General features: G+C 37.4%; 14 protein-coding genes. 4 read left to right on the top strand and 10 right to left on the bottom strand.

Annotated elements, in window-relative coordinates; translation table 11 throughout:
- Window positions 1-3: 3 nt before the first annotated feature.
- Genes B1B04_RS02240 through pdhA form a run of 3 tightly spaced genes read right to left on the bottom strand, consistent with a single transcriptional unit; the run spans window position 4 to window position 3491 of the window.
- Window positions 4-1347: a dihydrolipoamide acetyltransferase family protein gene (locus tag B1B04_RS02240; protein ID WP_079559705.1), complete on the bottom strand. Its 1344-nt coding sequence runs from the start codon at window positions 1345-1347 to the stop codon at window positions 4-6.
- Window positions 1348-1394: 47 nt separating this feature from the next.
- The gene (locus B1B04_RS02235) at window positions 1395-2372 is read right to left on the bottom strand and encodes an alpha-ketoacid dehydrogenase subunit beta (RefSeq protein ID WP_079559704.1); all 978 of its coding nucleotides are present in this window, start codon (window positions 2370-2372) and stop codon (window positions 1395-1397) included.
- 3 nt (window positions 2373-2375) lie between these two features.
- Window positions 2376-3491: a pyruvate dehydrogenase (acetyl-transferring) E1 component subunit alpha gene (gene pdhA / locus B1B04_RS02230; RefSeq protein ID WP_079559703.1), complete on the bottom strand. Its 1116-nt coding sequence runs from the start codon at window positions 3489-3491 to the stop codon at window positions 2376-2378.
- 393 nt (window positions 3492-3884) lie between these two features.
- Between pdhA and def the strand changes: the two genes are divergently transcribed.
- Entirely contained in the window at window positions 3885-4442 is a 558-nt protein-coding gene (gene def, locus B1B04_RS02225; protein ID WP_079559702.1) for a peptide deformylase, read from the top strand.
- A 124-nt stretch (window positions 4443-4566) separates the two neighbouring features.
- Here def and phnX read toward each other — a convergent pair whose 3' ends face one another.
- Genes phnX through B1B04_RS02200 form a run of 5 tightly spaced genes read right to left on the bottom strand, consistent with a single transcriptional unit; the run spans window position 4567 to window position 9835 of the window.
- Window positions 4567-5373, bottom strand: coding sequence for a phosphonoacetaldehyde hydrolase (gene phnX, locus B1B04_RS02220; protein ID WP_079559701.1), 807 nt, complete (start codon window positions 5371-5373; stop codon window positions 4567-4569).
- Complete coding sequence (phnW, locus tag B1B04_RS02215; protein WP_079559700.1) at window positions 5370-6464, bottom strand: 2-aminoethylphosphonate--pyruvate transaminase; 1095 nt, start codon at window positions 6462-6464, stop codon at window positions 5370-5372. Before phnW ends, phnX begins: the two co-directional genes overlap by 4 nt.
- A gap of 15 nt (window positions 6465-6479) precedes the next feature.
- Window positions 6480-7463 (bottom strand): extracellular solute-binding protein, encoded by a 984-nt coding sequence (locus B1B04_RS02210; RefSeq protein ID WP_079559699.1) that lies wholly within the window; start codon window positions 7461-7463, stop codon window positions 6480-6482.
- Window positions 7426-9090 (bottom strand): ABC transporter permease subunit, encoded by a 1665-nt coding sequence (locus tag B1B04_RS02205; RefSeq protein ID WP_079559698.1) that lies wholly within the window; start codon window positions 9088-9090, stop codon window positions 7426-7428. Before B1B04_RS02205 ends, B1B04_RS02210 begins: the two co-directional genes overlap by 38 nt.
- Entirely contained in the window at window positions 9083-9835 is a 753-nt protein-coding gene (locus B1B04_RS02200) for an ABC transporter ATP-binding protein (protein ID WP_079559697.1), read from the bottom strand. The genes B1B04_RS02205 and B1B04_RS02200 overlap by 8 nt, the downstream gene beginning before the upstream one ends.
- Before the next feature lie 145 nt (window positions 9836-9980).
- Between B1B04_RS02200 and B1B04_RS02195 the strand changes: the two genes are divergently transcribed.
- A complete protein-coding gene (locus B1B04_RS02195) occupies window positions 9981-10769 on the top strand; it encodes a DeoR/GlpR family DNA-binding transcription regulator (RefSeq protein WP_079559696.1) in 789 nt (262 codons plus the stop codon).
- Between the two features lie 102 nt (window positions 10770-10871).
- Here the strand turns inward: B1B04_RS02195 and B1B04_RS02190 are convergent, their stop codons facing one another.
- Window positions 10872-11642, bottom strand: coding sequence for a Cof-type HAD-IIB family hydrolase (locus tag B1B04_RS02190; protein WP_079559695.1), 771 nt, complete (start codon window positions 11640-11642; stop codon window positions 10872-10874).
- A 448-nt stretch (window positions 11643-12090) separates the two neighbouring features.
- On the opposite strand from B1B04_RS02190, the gene B1B04_RS02185 reads away from it, so the two are divergent.
- Both B1B04_RS02185 and rnjA read left to right on the top strand, forming a co-directional pair.
- Complete coding sequence (locus tag B1B04_RS02185) at window positions 12091-12300, top strand: DNA-dependent RNA polymerase subunit epsilon (RefSeq protein ID WP_079559694.1); 210 nt, start codon at window positions 12091-12093, stop codon at window positions 12298-12300.
- A 5-nt stretch (window positions 12301-12305) separates the two neighbouring features.
- The gene (gene rnjA, locus B1B04_RS02180; protein ID WP_079559693.1) at window positions 12306-13973 is read left to right on the top strand and encodes a ribonuclease J1; all 1668 of its coding nucleotides are present in this window, start codon (window positions 12306-12308) and stop codon (window positions 13971-13973) included.
- Window positions 13974-14191: 218 nt separating this feature from the next.
- Here rnjA and B1B04_RS02175 read toward each other — a convergent pair whose 3' ends face one another.
- Window positions 14192-15025, bottom strand: a complete 834-nt coding sequence (locus tag B1B04_RS02175) for a TetR/AcrR family transcriptional regulator (protein WP_079559692.1) — start codon at window positions 15023-15025, stop codon at window positions 14192-14194.
- Between the last annotated feature and the right edge of the window lie 79 nt (window positions 15026-15104).

Genomic DNA, 15104 nt, shown 5'->3' with positions numbered 1-15104 from the left:
TTGTTACGCCTCCATTAATAATAATTCTGGTTCACTTAACAAACGCTTTAAGTGATTTAAAGCATTTTGCGCAGTGGCTCCATCAATCATACGATGATCAAAGCTCAATGATAATGCTAACACAGGTGCGGCTACAATTTCACCATTTTTTATTACAGGTTTTTCTGAAATTCGACCAATACCTAGTATCGCTACTTCAGGATGATTAATTACCGGAGTAAACCATTGTCCTCCTGCAGAGCCGATATTCGTAATCGACATCGAAGCGCCCTTCATTTCATGTGGTGCAAGCTTGCTTTCACGCGCTTTAGTCGCTAATTCATTAATTTCATTTGATACTGCAAAAACAGATTTACGATCCGCGTGCTTAATAACTGGTACTAGCAAGCCTTTTTCTGTATCTGCTGCAATACCAATATTGTAATAATGCTTCTGAATAATTTCTTGTGTTGCATCATCTAATGAGCGGTTAAATTCTGGGAATTCGCGTAAAGTTGAAATTAGCGCTTTAACTACATATGGTAAGTACGTTAATTTAACACCTTTTTCAGCAGCGATATCTTTGAATTTTTTGCGATGTGCTACTAGAGCTGTTACATCGACTTCATCCATTAGTGTAACATGTGGAGCCGTTTGTTTCGAGTGAACCATCGCTTTTGCAATCGCTTTTCGAATGCCCGACATTTTCTCACGTGTTTCTGGGAAATCACCTTCAAGGACTACTGGTGCTACTTGTGTAGTTGTTTCTTGCTGCACAGCTTCTTCATTAGCCACTGGTGCTGCTGCTTCAGCCTCTACAACGCCTCCACCTTTTAGGAAATTCTCAATATCTTGTTTTAAAATACGACCATTTTTGCCTGTACCATTAACTTCACGAATATTCACATCATTGTCTCGTGCAAATTTACGTACTGATGGCATTGCAATGATACGCTTATTATCTTCAGCTACCACAACAGTTTCAGTCTTTTCAGTAGCTTTCTCTGGAGCCTGCTCAACTTCAACAGGTGCCTTTGCTACTTCCTTACCATACTCAGCAGTCGCCTGAACTTGAGCCTCTGTTTTCGCTTCAGCATGGTCATCACCTTTTAGCTTTAAATCTTCATAGCCAGGTGCATCAAGGCGGATTAAGACATCACCAACAACTGCTACTGTGCCTTCTCCTACTAAAACTTCTTCTACTGTCCCTTCAACTGGAGACGGAATCTCTACTACTGCTTTATCATTTTGTACTTCACAAAGAATATCGTCTTCTTTTACTGTATCTCCAGCTTTAACGAACCACTTAACAATTTCGCCTTCGTGAATACCCTCGCCAATATCCGGTAATCTAAATTCAAATGCCATGTGTACCCATCCTTTCTATTTGCTGTCTTTCAAGTTTAGAAGTTACATTAGAATGTTAAAACTTTTTTAGCTGTTTCCATTACATCTTTATAGTTCGGTAACCAAACACCTTCAGCTTGTGGGAATGGGTACACAGTATCTGGTGCAGCTACACGAAGTACAGGTGCTTCTAAACTTAAAATCGCGCGCTCTGTAATTTCAGCCACTACGTTTGCAGCAATACCTGCTTGTTTTTGAGCCTCTTGTACAACGATTGCACGACCTGTTTTTTCAACAGACGCAATAATTGTCTCAATATCAATTGGTTGGATTGTACGTAAATCAATTACTTCTACAGAGTGACCTTCTTTTTCTAGTTCCTCTGCTGCCTTTAAGCTTTCGTGAACCATTAAACCGTAGGCAATAATTGTTAAATCTTTACCTTCACGTTTTACATCCGCTTTACCTAGTGGAATTTCGTATGCTTCCTCAGGTACCTCTTCACGGAATGAACGATATAATTTTAAATGCTCTAAGAAAATGACTGGGTTATCATTTCGAATAGATGAAATAAGTAAACCTTTAGCATCGTATGGTGTTGATGGCACAACAACTGTTAAACCTGGCTGTGCTGTCATTAAGCTTTCTAAGCTATCAGAGTGCATTTCAGGTGTATGCACACCTCCACCAAACGGAGAACGGATTGTTACTGGTGCATTATAGACACCACCGCTACGGTAGCTCATACGTGCTAATTGACCACTGATTGAGTCCATTACTTCATATACAAAGCCGAAGAACTGGATTTCAGGAACCGGACGGAAACCTTGTAGAGAAAGACCGACCGCTAAGCCACCAATACCTGATTCTGCTAACGGTGTATCGAATACACGGTCAACACCAAATTCTTTTTGTAGGCCTTCAGTTGCGCGGAATACCCCACCGTTGACACCTACATCTTCTCCGAATACAAGAACGTTTTCATCATTCTTTAATTCTGTGCGAAGTGCATCTGTAATTGCTTGAATCATCGTCATTTGTGCCATAGGTTATTTCGACTCCTTCTCTTTGTAGATTTCATACTGTTCTTTTAAATTAGATGGCATTTCGCCTTTATACATGTTTTCCATTAACTCTGTTACTTTTTGTTTTGGAGCAGCATCGGCTTTTTTGATTGCTTCTTTAATTTCTTCTTTTGCACGCTCAATAACAGCCTCTTCTTTTTGCTCATCCCACAGACCTTTTGCCTCAAGGTATTTACGGAAGCGTACAAGAGGGTCTTTTTGTGCCCATTCATTATCTGTATCTGATGTACGGTAACGCGTTGGGTCATCCCCTGCCATTGTATGAGGACCATAGCGATAGCACATTGTTTCAATTAAAGTTGGACCTTCGCCATTTACTGCGCGCTCACGTGCATCACGTGTTGCTACGTAAACTGCTAGCGCATCCATTCCATCTACTAAAATACTTGGTAAGCCTGCTGCTACACCTTTTTGAGCGATTGTTTTTGCAGCTGTTTGTAATTCGCGAGGTGTTGAAATGGCGAATTGGTTATTTTGTACAATGAAGATTGCTGGTGATTTAAATGCACCTGCAAAGTTAATGCCTTCATAGAAATCCCCTTGTGATGAACCACCATCACCTGTATAAGTTACTGCCACTGCCTTTTTACCACGTTTTTGAATACCAAGAGCTACACCTGCTGCTTGAATATATTGTGCACCGATAATAATTTGAGGTGCTAATACGTTTACGCCCTCAGGAACTTGGTTCCCCGCAAAATGACCGCGTGAGAATAAAAACGCTTTATCTAAAGGTAAACCATGCCATACGATTTGTGGTACATCACGGTAACCCGGTAAAATCCAATCTTCTTTTTCTAATGCAAAGTGTGACGCAAGTTGTGAAGCTTCTTGCCCAGCAGTTGGTGCATAGAAGCCTAAGCGACCTTGACGGTTAAGAGAGATAGATCGTTGGTCTAAAATACGTGTATAAACCATACGCGTCATTAACTCAACTAGTTCCTCATCAGATAGCTTTGGGTCTGCCTCTTCATTTATAATTTCGCCTTCTTCATTCAAAATTTGAAACATTTCAAACTTATCTTCGATTTCAGTTAGCGTTTGTTTAGCATCAAAAATATTATTGTTTTTCTTGCTCATTTGTCACATCTCCCTTTCAGCTGTATTAAAATAAATCACCGTTTCAACTAGTACAACTTATTCTTTGCACTCAGTATACTGAATAAAATACTGTCGGTCAATCATATATTACGCGTACAAACAAAGATTTTTTCTAACATAACAATTAAACAACTCTGTTCCATACTGTACCATTAATTAATTTTTTCTGTATTATAACACCATATTAAAGGTACTCAATTATTACGTTCTCCTACATGATTACCAATAGTAGAATGCCCAGTTTCAGACAATCTAATAGCTATTGAAAAATTTTTTAAGTATATTCAAATAAGGTTTTTTTCATGTGATTGTTTAAAGACGTGATGTATACTTATAAGTAAGACACTACAAAGTCGAAAGGAAGATTCATATATGATTTTAATGGATGATATTATTCGCGAAGGTCATCCGACTTTACGCACAAAAGCCGAGGAGGTAAAATTCCCTTTAACTGATGAAGTAAAACAACTCGCAGAAGACATGCTTCAATATTTAATATACAGCCAAGATCCCGAAATGGCAGATAAATATAACCTACGTAGCGGCATTGGACTAGCTGCCAATCAAGTAAATAGCCTCCATCGAATGTTTGCCCTTCATTTAACAGACGAGAATGGCGAACAATTAAGTTTTGTAGCAATCAACCCAAAAATCGTTAGTCACTCAGTAGAAAACACGTACCTTGCAACAGGCGAGGGCTGTCTTTCTGTAGATCGCAATGTTCCAGGCTATGTACCGCGTCATGCTCGTGTTACAGTTAAATTTAAAACCGTTGACGGTGAAGAGAAAAAAATGCGCCTTAAAGGAATGCCTGCTATAGCCTTCCAACACGAATTAGACCACCTTAACGGCGTTATGTTTTACGACCGCATCAATGAAAAAAATCCATTTGCGGAAATTCCAGATTCTACACCATATGAGCGCGATTAGGCGCACGAAAAAGAAAGCAAACCCCTGCAGTTTTTTTAAACTGCGGGGTTTACTTTTTCTTGCCTCGCTATGATATTCATCTGACACTTTAACTTCGGGATTAGTCTAGCATCCACCTGAGGCATTAAACCGTTACGATTCCTCGTTCTAAACGTTCATTAATTTTTTCCAATAATGCAGGGAGCTCTTTCATCGTTCGAATCGTATAATGCGCACCTGTTTCTTTAAATATTATTGCTGTTTTTTCAACAGCAAATTGCTGCTCTTCTTCAGATAAAGCCCAATACTCTTCTTCAGATAACCCCATTTCAGAGCTGCCAATAATAACACCAACAGCCCATACACCTGCATTTAGAGCTTCTTGAATATCTGAAGTTGTATCACCAATCTTCACCACTTGCTTCGTTGACTTAATCCCTAATGCCTCCATATTTTTAAAAATCATATATGGGTAAGGGCGTCCTTTATCTCCTAATTGAGTAGGTGTTACTAAAAAATCAGGTTCATATCCTTTAGCCGCTGCATGCGGAGTCACTACCTCCATCATCAAGTCTGTATATCCCGTTGTGGAACCGATACGAATACCCTCTTCTTTTAATTGTTGTATCGTTTCTATCACATACTGAATCGGATCCGTGTAAGTCGCTAAAGATTCCATTAACTTTGATTCAAACTGCATATATAAAGCGTAGACATCCTCTTGCGTAAAATCTCGTCCATACTTTTCGTTCCATGCCTCACGAATTCTTGGCATTTCAAGCATTGTACGAATATGATCTATTTTCAACATGCCCATCGGTTTACGTGCTTCCTCTAGCGTAACCTTGATTCCCACATCTTCAAAAACTGTAAGAAAAACATTCACAGGAGCAAAGCAACCAAAATCAACAGTTGTACCTGCCCAATCTAAAATAATCGCTTCAATCTTCATTTTTTTATCACCACCATATAATTTTCGATAACCTTACACAATGTCTTCATATCATCTTCATGAATATCTCCAATATTGCCAATTCGGAATGTATCCACATCTGTTAGTTTCCCCGGATAAATGACAAATCCTGCTTTTTTCATCGCACTATAGAAATGATCGAAGGAGAACCCTTCATAAGGGAATAAAAATGTCGTAATAATAGGTGATTGTAACCCCTCTGAAATATAAGCGTTAAAACCAAGTGCTTGCAATTGAGTACGAAGTATACGATTATTATTCGCATATCGTTCGTAACGAGCACGTATCCCTCCTTCTTCCACAAGTTCCTCTAATGCCTTCGCAAAAGCTGCTACTACATGTGTAGGGGATGTAAAACGCCATTTTCCATCGAGTTTCATCACTTCCCACTGATTATATAAATCTAATGCAACACTTCTAGCTTGCCCTTTACACTTTTCTAATTCATCAATCTTTGCGATAACAAACCCAAATCCAGGTACCCCTTGGATACATTTATTAGCACTGCTAATTAAATAATCAATCCCTAATGCTTTTAAATCCATTGGTACGCCACCGAAGCTACTCATCGCATCAACGATAAACGTTTTATCCAACCCTTTGACAACGCCTCCTATTTCATGAATAGGATTTAAAATACCCGTTGTCGTCTCACAATGTACAATAGCCACATGTGTTATTGTTAAATCACTTTCCAACAGCGCTTTCACTTCGAGTGGTGACGGCTGTTCATTATAAGGAACACTATAGACCGCGTGCTGTAGTTTAAGCACTTTTGCCATTTCAACAATGCGTTCACCGTAAGCACCATTTGTGATAATAAGTACTTTATCTTCCTCTCCAACAGCAGTTGTTAACACAGATTCTACAACAAAACTACCACTTCCCTGCATAAGAACCGTTGTATAATCCGTTTCTGTCACTTGTGCTAACTCTAAAAGCTGCTTACGTATTGTTTGTGTGACACTTTTATAATCGTCATCCCATGTGCAACGATCTTTTAACATCTCTTGTTTTACTGCTGCAGTTGTCGTTAAAGGACCTGGCGTTAACAATTTATAGTTGTTCATAAAATTGATATCTCCTTATTTTTGCGCTTCTTTAAAGAAAGCTTGATGTTTTTCCAATAGGTCTACCGTTAATGTCGTGTCCCATTTCTTTAAATGTTTAGGCACATACTCTTCATTTACTTGCTCACCTTCATAAAGAGCTACAGGATATTGCTTCAATAAATCAGGGCGGGCCTCCGTTGCGATTACTTTGGCTATTTCATGCGCTAACGCTTCATCCCCCTCTTTATCTACTACAGCCACTGATTCTGTTAATGTAAAGTTACCTTCTATTGGATCGATATAATCAATCGGTATCCCTTCTTTTTTAGCATCAATAGCTTGAATCCGTAGACCAAACCCTACAGCTACCTCGCCCGTTTTTACTTTTTTAATAGGCCCAGAGCCCGAGCTTTCGATATGCGGTCCAGCATTTTTGATTAAATCAGCTAATAGTTCTTTACCCTCTTTTTCTCCATACTCATTAATAATGGCCTGCACTAACAACCAACCTGTTGACGAGTCTAGAATATTAGGAAATGACAATAAATCTTTATAGGCAGGGTTTGTTAAATCCTTTATAGATGTTGGAACTGGCAAACCTTTTTGTTTTAATAAATCCGTATTAATAAAAATCGAGCCGCTATTCCCTAAAATCGGTAATGCAAATGTAGAACCATCATCTAAAGGCTTTAAATCAGAAGATACATCTACAAACATAGATTTAGATTTTTGCGCACTTTCTATAAAATAAGAAGCTGTTGTTACGACATCTGCCTCAATGTCTTTCCCCTCCGCCATTATTTTCCCGCCCAGTTCAGACGTTCCGAATGATTGTATTAAATATTTACCTTTATACCCCTTGTTATCTAATGTTGCTTCCATGACATCAATTGCTTCATCATCCGCATTTGAATAAATAATAACTTGATCGTTCGAACCCGCTTCCACTCCTCCACATGCAGCCAAAACAATTGCTGAGCTAACTGTACCTAACATCATTACTGTTGATTTTTTCATCTTTATGCTCCTTTGTTTTTTCTTTAGGTGTTGCTATATAGTCACAACCTAATTTCACAATGAGGTTTGTACATAAAATAAAAATCGATAGAACAAAAATGTCTGTATACTTCGCGAAATGTTGAAGTTCTTTTATACGTGTCGATACAAGCATCGTTTTCGTGCTAACAAGGAAAATTACCCCGCTAACAGTCACCATAGCGTTTAAAAAATAATAGCTAAACATTTGATAAATCGTAGGTCTAATATTCGGTAAAATAACGCGAATAACCGTTTTCAACCATGAATCTTTTAATAGCTCTGCTGTCACTTCCCATGTCGGATCCATTTTTTGCAATGAATTTTTCGCCATTAAATATGGTGTTGTAAAGAAGTGAACGACATTACACGCAATAATGATGAGGAATGTCCCTTTTAAGGAACTCCCATTAAAGAAAAACAAGTAAGACAGACCAAGTACCATGCCCGGCACAGTATTCGTAACCATTGAAGCAAAATCTATGCTTTTCCTTCCTTTAAGCGGTGTTCGTACATTTAATAGAGCGGACACAAACGCTACAGCCACACCTAAAACAGCTGTCAAAACAGCCACTATTAGCGAGTTCATATAAACTTGCTTCAAGCCCTGTTCAGCTAGTACGTTTTTCACATGCTCAAATGTAAAGCTGAAATCATATGGATATCCTTTCGTAAAAGGTATTATAAATATTGTTGAAAACATGATTAATACCGCACCTACACAAACAAACGAGAAAACAGTAAACATTACATCACGGAAACGATGGACAACGAGGTCACTTTTAGAAACCTCCTTATAATGAAAATTAAATCGTTCCAAAATTGTTAACATAACGACACCAAGCACTGCAGGTACTAACATTAAAATCGAAATCACTGCACCTCTCTCGAAATGTACAATGGAACCAAGCATCGCTTGATATAGCTCAGTAGCAATAACTTTGTAGCTACCACCAACTGACGCAGGTATCCCGAAATCTGTAAAACTTAACACAAACGATAGTATGAATGCCCCACCAATCGTCCCTAGCATCGGACGAAATACTGTATGATAAAATCTTCGGTATGGACGATCATGCATCAGCATGGAAACTAGCAGAAATCTTTTATCAATATATTGCATAGAATTTTGCATTAATATAAAAGCAACAGGCAATGTATACAGCACATAACCAATTAATAAACCGTTAAATCCATAAACCGTAAACAAGGGCTGACCAAGTATCTTCGTAATAATCCCTTGATTGCCAAAGGTATAAATCAGTACAAAGCCATATGTTATGGTTGGTAATAGCATCGGTAATGTAATACCCACTTGAACAAGCTTTTTCGTAAATCGATGCATCGTTGTAAAATGAACAGCATAGGCCAATAAAAAAGCCAAAATTGTCGTGATCAAAGCTGCTATTAAAGAGACTTGAAAACTATTGAAAAACGCATCACGAATCTCCACATTTTGCAATGTTTCCACATAGTTTTGAATGGTGATGGCCTTCCCCTTTTTTAAAGATTGCCAAAACATATACAGTAACGGAACAATTAAAAAGAATACAAAAAAGAAAATAATCGGAAGAAAAATCAATTTCATTATTTTATTTGTTTTAAGCATACGATTCTCCAAATAGCTGATAAATGTTATGACGTTTTATATGAAGCTGTCTTAATATAAAATCTTCAACAAATTGGTTTTCTGGTGTATTTACTATTTCTTGCGGCGTTCCAAATTGCGAAACAGTTCCCTCATTAATAATTAGCACTTTATCTGATAGTGTGAGAGCTTCCTCTGGATCGTGCGTGACAATGATTGTCGTTAAATTAAATTGGTGAGCAATGGATTGAATACGTTCCTTAATCGATTCCTTTATCACACCATCAAGCGCACTTAACGGTTCATCCAACAATAATATTTTAGGCTGCATCACAAGCGTTCTAGCTATAGAGACACGCTGTTTTTGCCCGCCTGATAACTCATGAATCTTTTTATGTAAATGTGGGGTCAGTTCTAAAAAGTCTATATATTCCTGCACCTCTTTTTTTGACATTCCTTCTTTTTTATTTTTCAAACCATAGACGATATTGTCATAAGCATTTAAATGCGGGAACAACGCAAAGTCCTGAAAAACAATATTAAACCCTCGATCTTGCATAGATTGTTTCGATATATCTTGTCCGTTGTAAAAAAGCTGTCCATTCGTTTGTTGAGTAAGACCTAGAATAATATTGAGTAAAGTTGTTTTCCCACAACCACTCGGTCCTAGTAACGAAACTATTTCACCCGATTGAATGTTTAAATTTATATTCATTAAAACTTTTTTATTTTTATAGTTTTTCGAGATATTTTTTAGTTCTAACAAATTGGTCACCTCTCTTTAGTTCTGAACCTTAGTATAGGGACAATTTGTAAAAGGAATTACAGATTTGTGTAAATGTTGAGTAAATTCTGACCAACTTTTGACAAGGTTGCGTTCATTTCGATTATTATTTAGTAGAGGTGATGAAATGTATACAATAGAAAGGCAACAGCATATTTTGCAATTTGTTCGGAAACATAAAGTAGTAAAATTAGTAACATTAACAAAAGAGTTTAACGTTTCAATGGAAACAATCCGTCGTGATATTCAACAGCTTGTGCTAGATAGGAAGATGGAGAAGTTTTATGGCGGTGTTAAATATATTGAACCTGTTGAGGGGTTGATGGATAACCGACTTCATGAACAGCTACCAGAAAAGATCGCGATCGCAAAAGCTTGCGCTTCTTTAGTACAAGATGGGGAGTGTATTTTTTTAGATAGTGGAACGACCACATATCAAATGACACCTTTTTTATTAGAAAAAGAAAAATTAACCGTTATTACAAACTCACTTCCTGTAGCCTTTGATTTAATCGGCTCCAATATCGAAGTGATCATTATCGGCGGTAAAGTTCGGCATTCAGAAAAATCTGTAACGTCTAATGATTTCCTCTTCCGCTTCGATCATCTAAATATTAATAAAGCTTTTATTTGTGCTAGTGGGGTGTCGATTGAAAAAGGAATTTCAGATTTCAATTTAGAGGAGGCTATTACCCGAAAACAAATTATCAATATTTCCCAAACTGTGTATGTAGCAGCTGACTCTTCAAAATTTGACAAAGATGTCGCTATTCAAGTTTGTCCAGCAGATGCCGTAAATATGATTATTACAGATTGTGGACTCTCTAAAAAAACAATCAATCATTTCACGGATAAAGGTGTACAGTTAAAAATAGTAAGAACAAACATAGAAACTGAATCAGAGTCTTCTAATTAATAAGAGTAGATAAAAATGGTTAATCAACACGCTTGTGAAATTCACTAAAAAAAGCAACTAGCTGCAGTCAATCCTCCAACTAGTTGCTTCTCTTTCATTTCTTTAGATAATATTTAATTGGCGCATGATTTTAGCAAGGCCATCCTCATCTACATGCTCCGCAATATGGGTAGCAATAGCCTTTACTCTCTCATGTCCATTCCCCATCGCCACACCTGTCCCAACAGCCTGTAGCATTTCTATATCATTCATACCATCCCCAAAAGCAATGGCATCATTTAGTGTCAGCCCCATTTTTTCAAGAACCTTTTCAATACCAACAGCCTTCGAGCCTCCATTTGGTAAAATATCACAAGAATAGCGATGCCAGCGTACAAACTGCACATTAGGAAATGCTTCACGATATAAATGTTCATCTTTTTCTTCCATAAAAATAAGTGTTTGATATACATCGTTCTGCATATAATAAGTTGAGTCTAAATTTGGATACTGGTATTTTAAAGTATTTAAGCTTTCTGCCACCATAGCGTTATTTTCAACAGATGCAATCATTTGCTTGTCATCTAAAAATACTACAGGTTCGTTCCGTGCTTCGCCAAAGGCAATGATTTCGGCTAGCTCGTCTTTCTCAACACCATTTGTATAGACAACCTCACCACGATAAACAACATATTGCCCATTAAATGTCACATACGTATTAATATCCAACTCTTCTAGTAAGGTTTGAATCATAAAAGGCGCACGGCCAGTTGCAATCGCTAGCTCATAGCCATTTCGACGAGCCTCAAAAAGCGCTTCTTTCGCAGAAGCAGGTAATATTTTCTCACTATTATAAAGCGTACCATCTACATCAAAAAATAATATTTTCTTCATCTTATAGTCCCCTTCATTATGTATTATTCTGCAAAGGCCAACGACTTTACAGAGGTATGATTTTCCATTATAATGATCCTAAGGAGTGATGTGCCATGCTGAAGAAACTCAAACGCAAATTGTTGAAGCAACTTCGCGGCGTACTCGGAAAAAAATCAATTGCCTAACATTTGCCCTTCATTATTTGAAGGGCTTTTCTTTATTTTAGAGTAACTGCGTGATAATATAAAGGAAATGCATTTATTTGGCTATGTGCAACCACTGGCTCATTGCTTTATTCAATTGCAACTTGTTGTAATTACGTCTGGATTAAAACACTGAGATACAAGAACTTCAAACGCCTAATTTCGCCATTAGTATACTAGAAATTCGTTGTTTTTTCTTGTAGTACGTGCGTGGTATTAGTCAAAGCTGCAAAAAATTGTACGCAATAAAAGGAGAGCAAACTATGATTTACAAAGTTTATTACCAAGAAAAAGCAAATGAAATTCCAGTTCGCGAAAATACTAAAAGTCTATACCTTGAAGCTGCTTCAGACCGCGAAGTACGTGAAAAGCTAAAAGACCGAAACTACAACATCGAGTTCATTCAACTGCTTGAAGGTAACTATTTAGCTTACGAACAAGCAAGTCCGAACTTCGTCTTAGAGGAAATTTAACAAACATGAAGTTTGTTAAAAATGACCAAGCAGCTGTTTTCGCGCTCGGCGGACTGGGCGAAATCGGCAAAAACACTTACGGCGTTCAATTTCAAGATGAAATCATTTTAATTGATGCCGGCATTAAATTCCCAGAAGACGACTTACTCGGTATTGACTATGTTATTCCGGACTATACGTATTTAGTACGCAACGTCGACAAGATTAAAGGATTATTCATTACCCATGGACATGAAGACCATATCGGTGGTATTCCCTACTTATTACGTCAAGTAAATGTCCCTGTCTACGGTGGTAAGCTTGCACTTGGCTTACTTCGCAATAAGTTAGACGAACATGGCTTACTACGTACAACAAAGCTTATCGAAATCAAAGAAGAGGATGTTATTAAGTTCAGAAAAACATCTGTTAGCTTCTTTAGAACAACACATAGTATTCCAGATGCTTACGGGATTGTTGTAAAAACACCACCCGGTAACATCGTGCATACAGGTGACTTTAAATTTGATTTTACACCCGTAGGCGAGCCAGCCAACTTAACAAAAATGGCTGAAATCGGACGTGACGGAGTACTATGCTTACTTTCAGATAGTACAAATGCAGAAAAGCCGAATTTCACTATGTCAGAGCGTACAGTTGGAAAAAGTATCGACGAAATTTTCCGCAAGGTTGATAGTCGTATCATTTTTGCAACTTTCGCATCCAATATTCACCGTTTACAGCAAGCAACAGATGCTGCTATAAAATACGGAAGAAAAATTGCTGTCTTCGGACGTTCGATGGACAATGCCATTACAATCGGTCGTGAACTAGGCTATATTAATGCACCAAAGGATACATTTATTGATGCCCAAAGCATTAATCGTCTCCCTGCCAATGAAGTAATGATATTATGTACAGGCTCTCAAGGTGAACCGATGGCGGCCCTTTCTCGTATCGCAAATGGCACACATCGTCAAATCCAAATTCAGCCTGGTGACACAGTTATCTTCTCTTCTTCGCCAGTACCAGGAAATACGGTAAGTGTAAATAAGATTATCAACTTACTTTTCCGTGCAGGTGCAGAAGTTATTCATGGTGCACTTAATAATATCCATACGTCTGGTCACGGTTCTCAAGAAGAACAAAAATTGATGCTACGCTTAATGAAGCCTAAATTCTTTATGCCAATTCACGGTGAATTCCGTATGTTGAAAATGCATACTCATCTAGCAGAAGATTGTGATGTTCCACTTGAAAATTCATTCGTTATGGAGAATGGTGACGTGCTAGCATTAAGTGCCAATGAAGCACATGTTGCAGGTCGTATCCCTTCAGGAGACGTTTATATTGATGGCAATGGTATTGGAGATATCGGCAATATCGTCTTACGTGATCGACGCATTCTTTCTGAAGAAGGTTTAGTGATCGTTGTTGTAAGTGTGGATATGGAAAATCAAAAAATGGTTTCTGGCCCAGACATTATTTCACGAGGCTTTGTTTATATGCGTGAGTCAGGTACGATGATTAATGAAGCACAAAAAATGCTAAATCGTCACCTGAATGAGTCAATTCAAAGCAAGACTCCTCAATGGACTGAGCTGAAAAATGAAATTACTGACGTATTGGGACCATATTTATTTGAAAAAACAAAACGTCGACCTATGATTTTACCGATTATTATGGAGGTTTAACCTCATTACAAAAAACTACGCAAATTTGCGTAGTTTTTTTATTTTCATTTTTCTGAAACCTCTTTGCTATTTGTTTCGTATATAGTAATAACAACTCAATTTTACTCCCTAGACTATTACATAAGAGCCACTAAAACTTCAATTATTCGTACGACCTCTCTTTAATGTCAATAAAATAGGATTGTTCACCCTTGAGAGTGAGCAATCCTGTTCCATGCCTAAATATTAAAGTATTTAGCTATTACATAAGCAACCCATCTATGATCTGGCTGCAAGCGTAGATTTTCAATCAATCCTTTTAAAATCGGTTTACTATAGGTTGTATTTTCGATTTGAACTTTTAATAATTCAAGAGACTCGCGTTCTATAGACTCTTCTAAGCCATCTAAATGTTGTCCAATTAATTCTAGTAAAGATTCCTGTGAAACTTCTTCATTACAAGGTTTCGCTGTTAATTGAACGAGCTCTTCGGTTATAAATGGAATCGTCGTATGCCGTGCAATAATTTCCGTCTTTTCAGCTAGAGATCTAGCCAATTGATCTAAATCGAGTGGTATATCGGAAAAAATAAAAAGTTCTGAATAACTTTTCATAAACCCTTTAATACAATACATGACATCATATTTTGTCTCGTGGAGTTCATCTTGATATAGCTGTTCCAGCATATAGATAATCGACTTAGACATTTCAACATCATAGGCAATAATTTTCTGAAACAACTCTTTTTTTGAAAGAAGTACTTTCTCATTAAAAAACACACGGGCAGGTGCAGCATGGTTTTTAAATGCTTGAAAAATACTTTTATAAAACTCAACTAATTTGATATCTTTACTAAGGGAACTTTTGACTACTTGGTCAACATCTGTAACAAACCGTTGTAGATAGTTCTCTACCATGGAAATTATAAGCTCGTCTTTTGTTTTGAAAGATAAATAAAATGCACCTTTTGAAATTCCACATCGCTCTGTAATTTGCTGTACAGATGTAGCTTCAAAGCCTTGTTCCGAGAAAAGCTCCAACGCTTTCTCCATAATAAGTTGCTTTTTTAACATACTTTTAATTCTCTCCTAATGTATATCGTTGACAAATGACCGATTAGTCATTAGTATAAATAACTGAATCAAGTTAGTC

The organism is Lysinibacillus sp. KCTC 33748, from assembly GCF_002237755.1.
Classification (GTDB): Bacteria; Bacillota; Bacilli; order Bacillales_A; family Planococcaceae; genus Lysinibacillus.
Note: the sequence above shows the minus strand (reverse complement) of the source record. Positions and strands in the feature narration are given on the sequence as shown.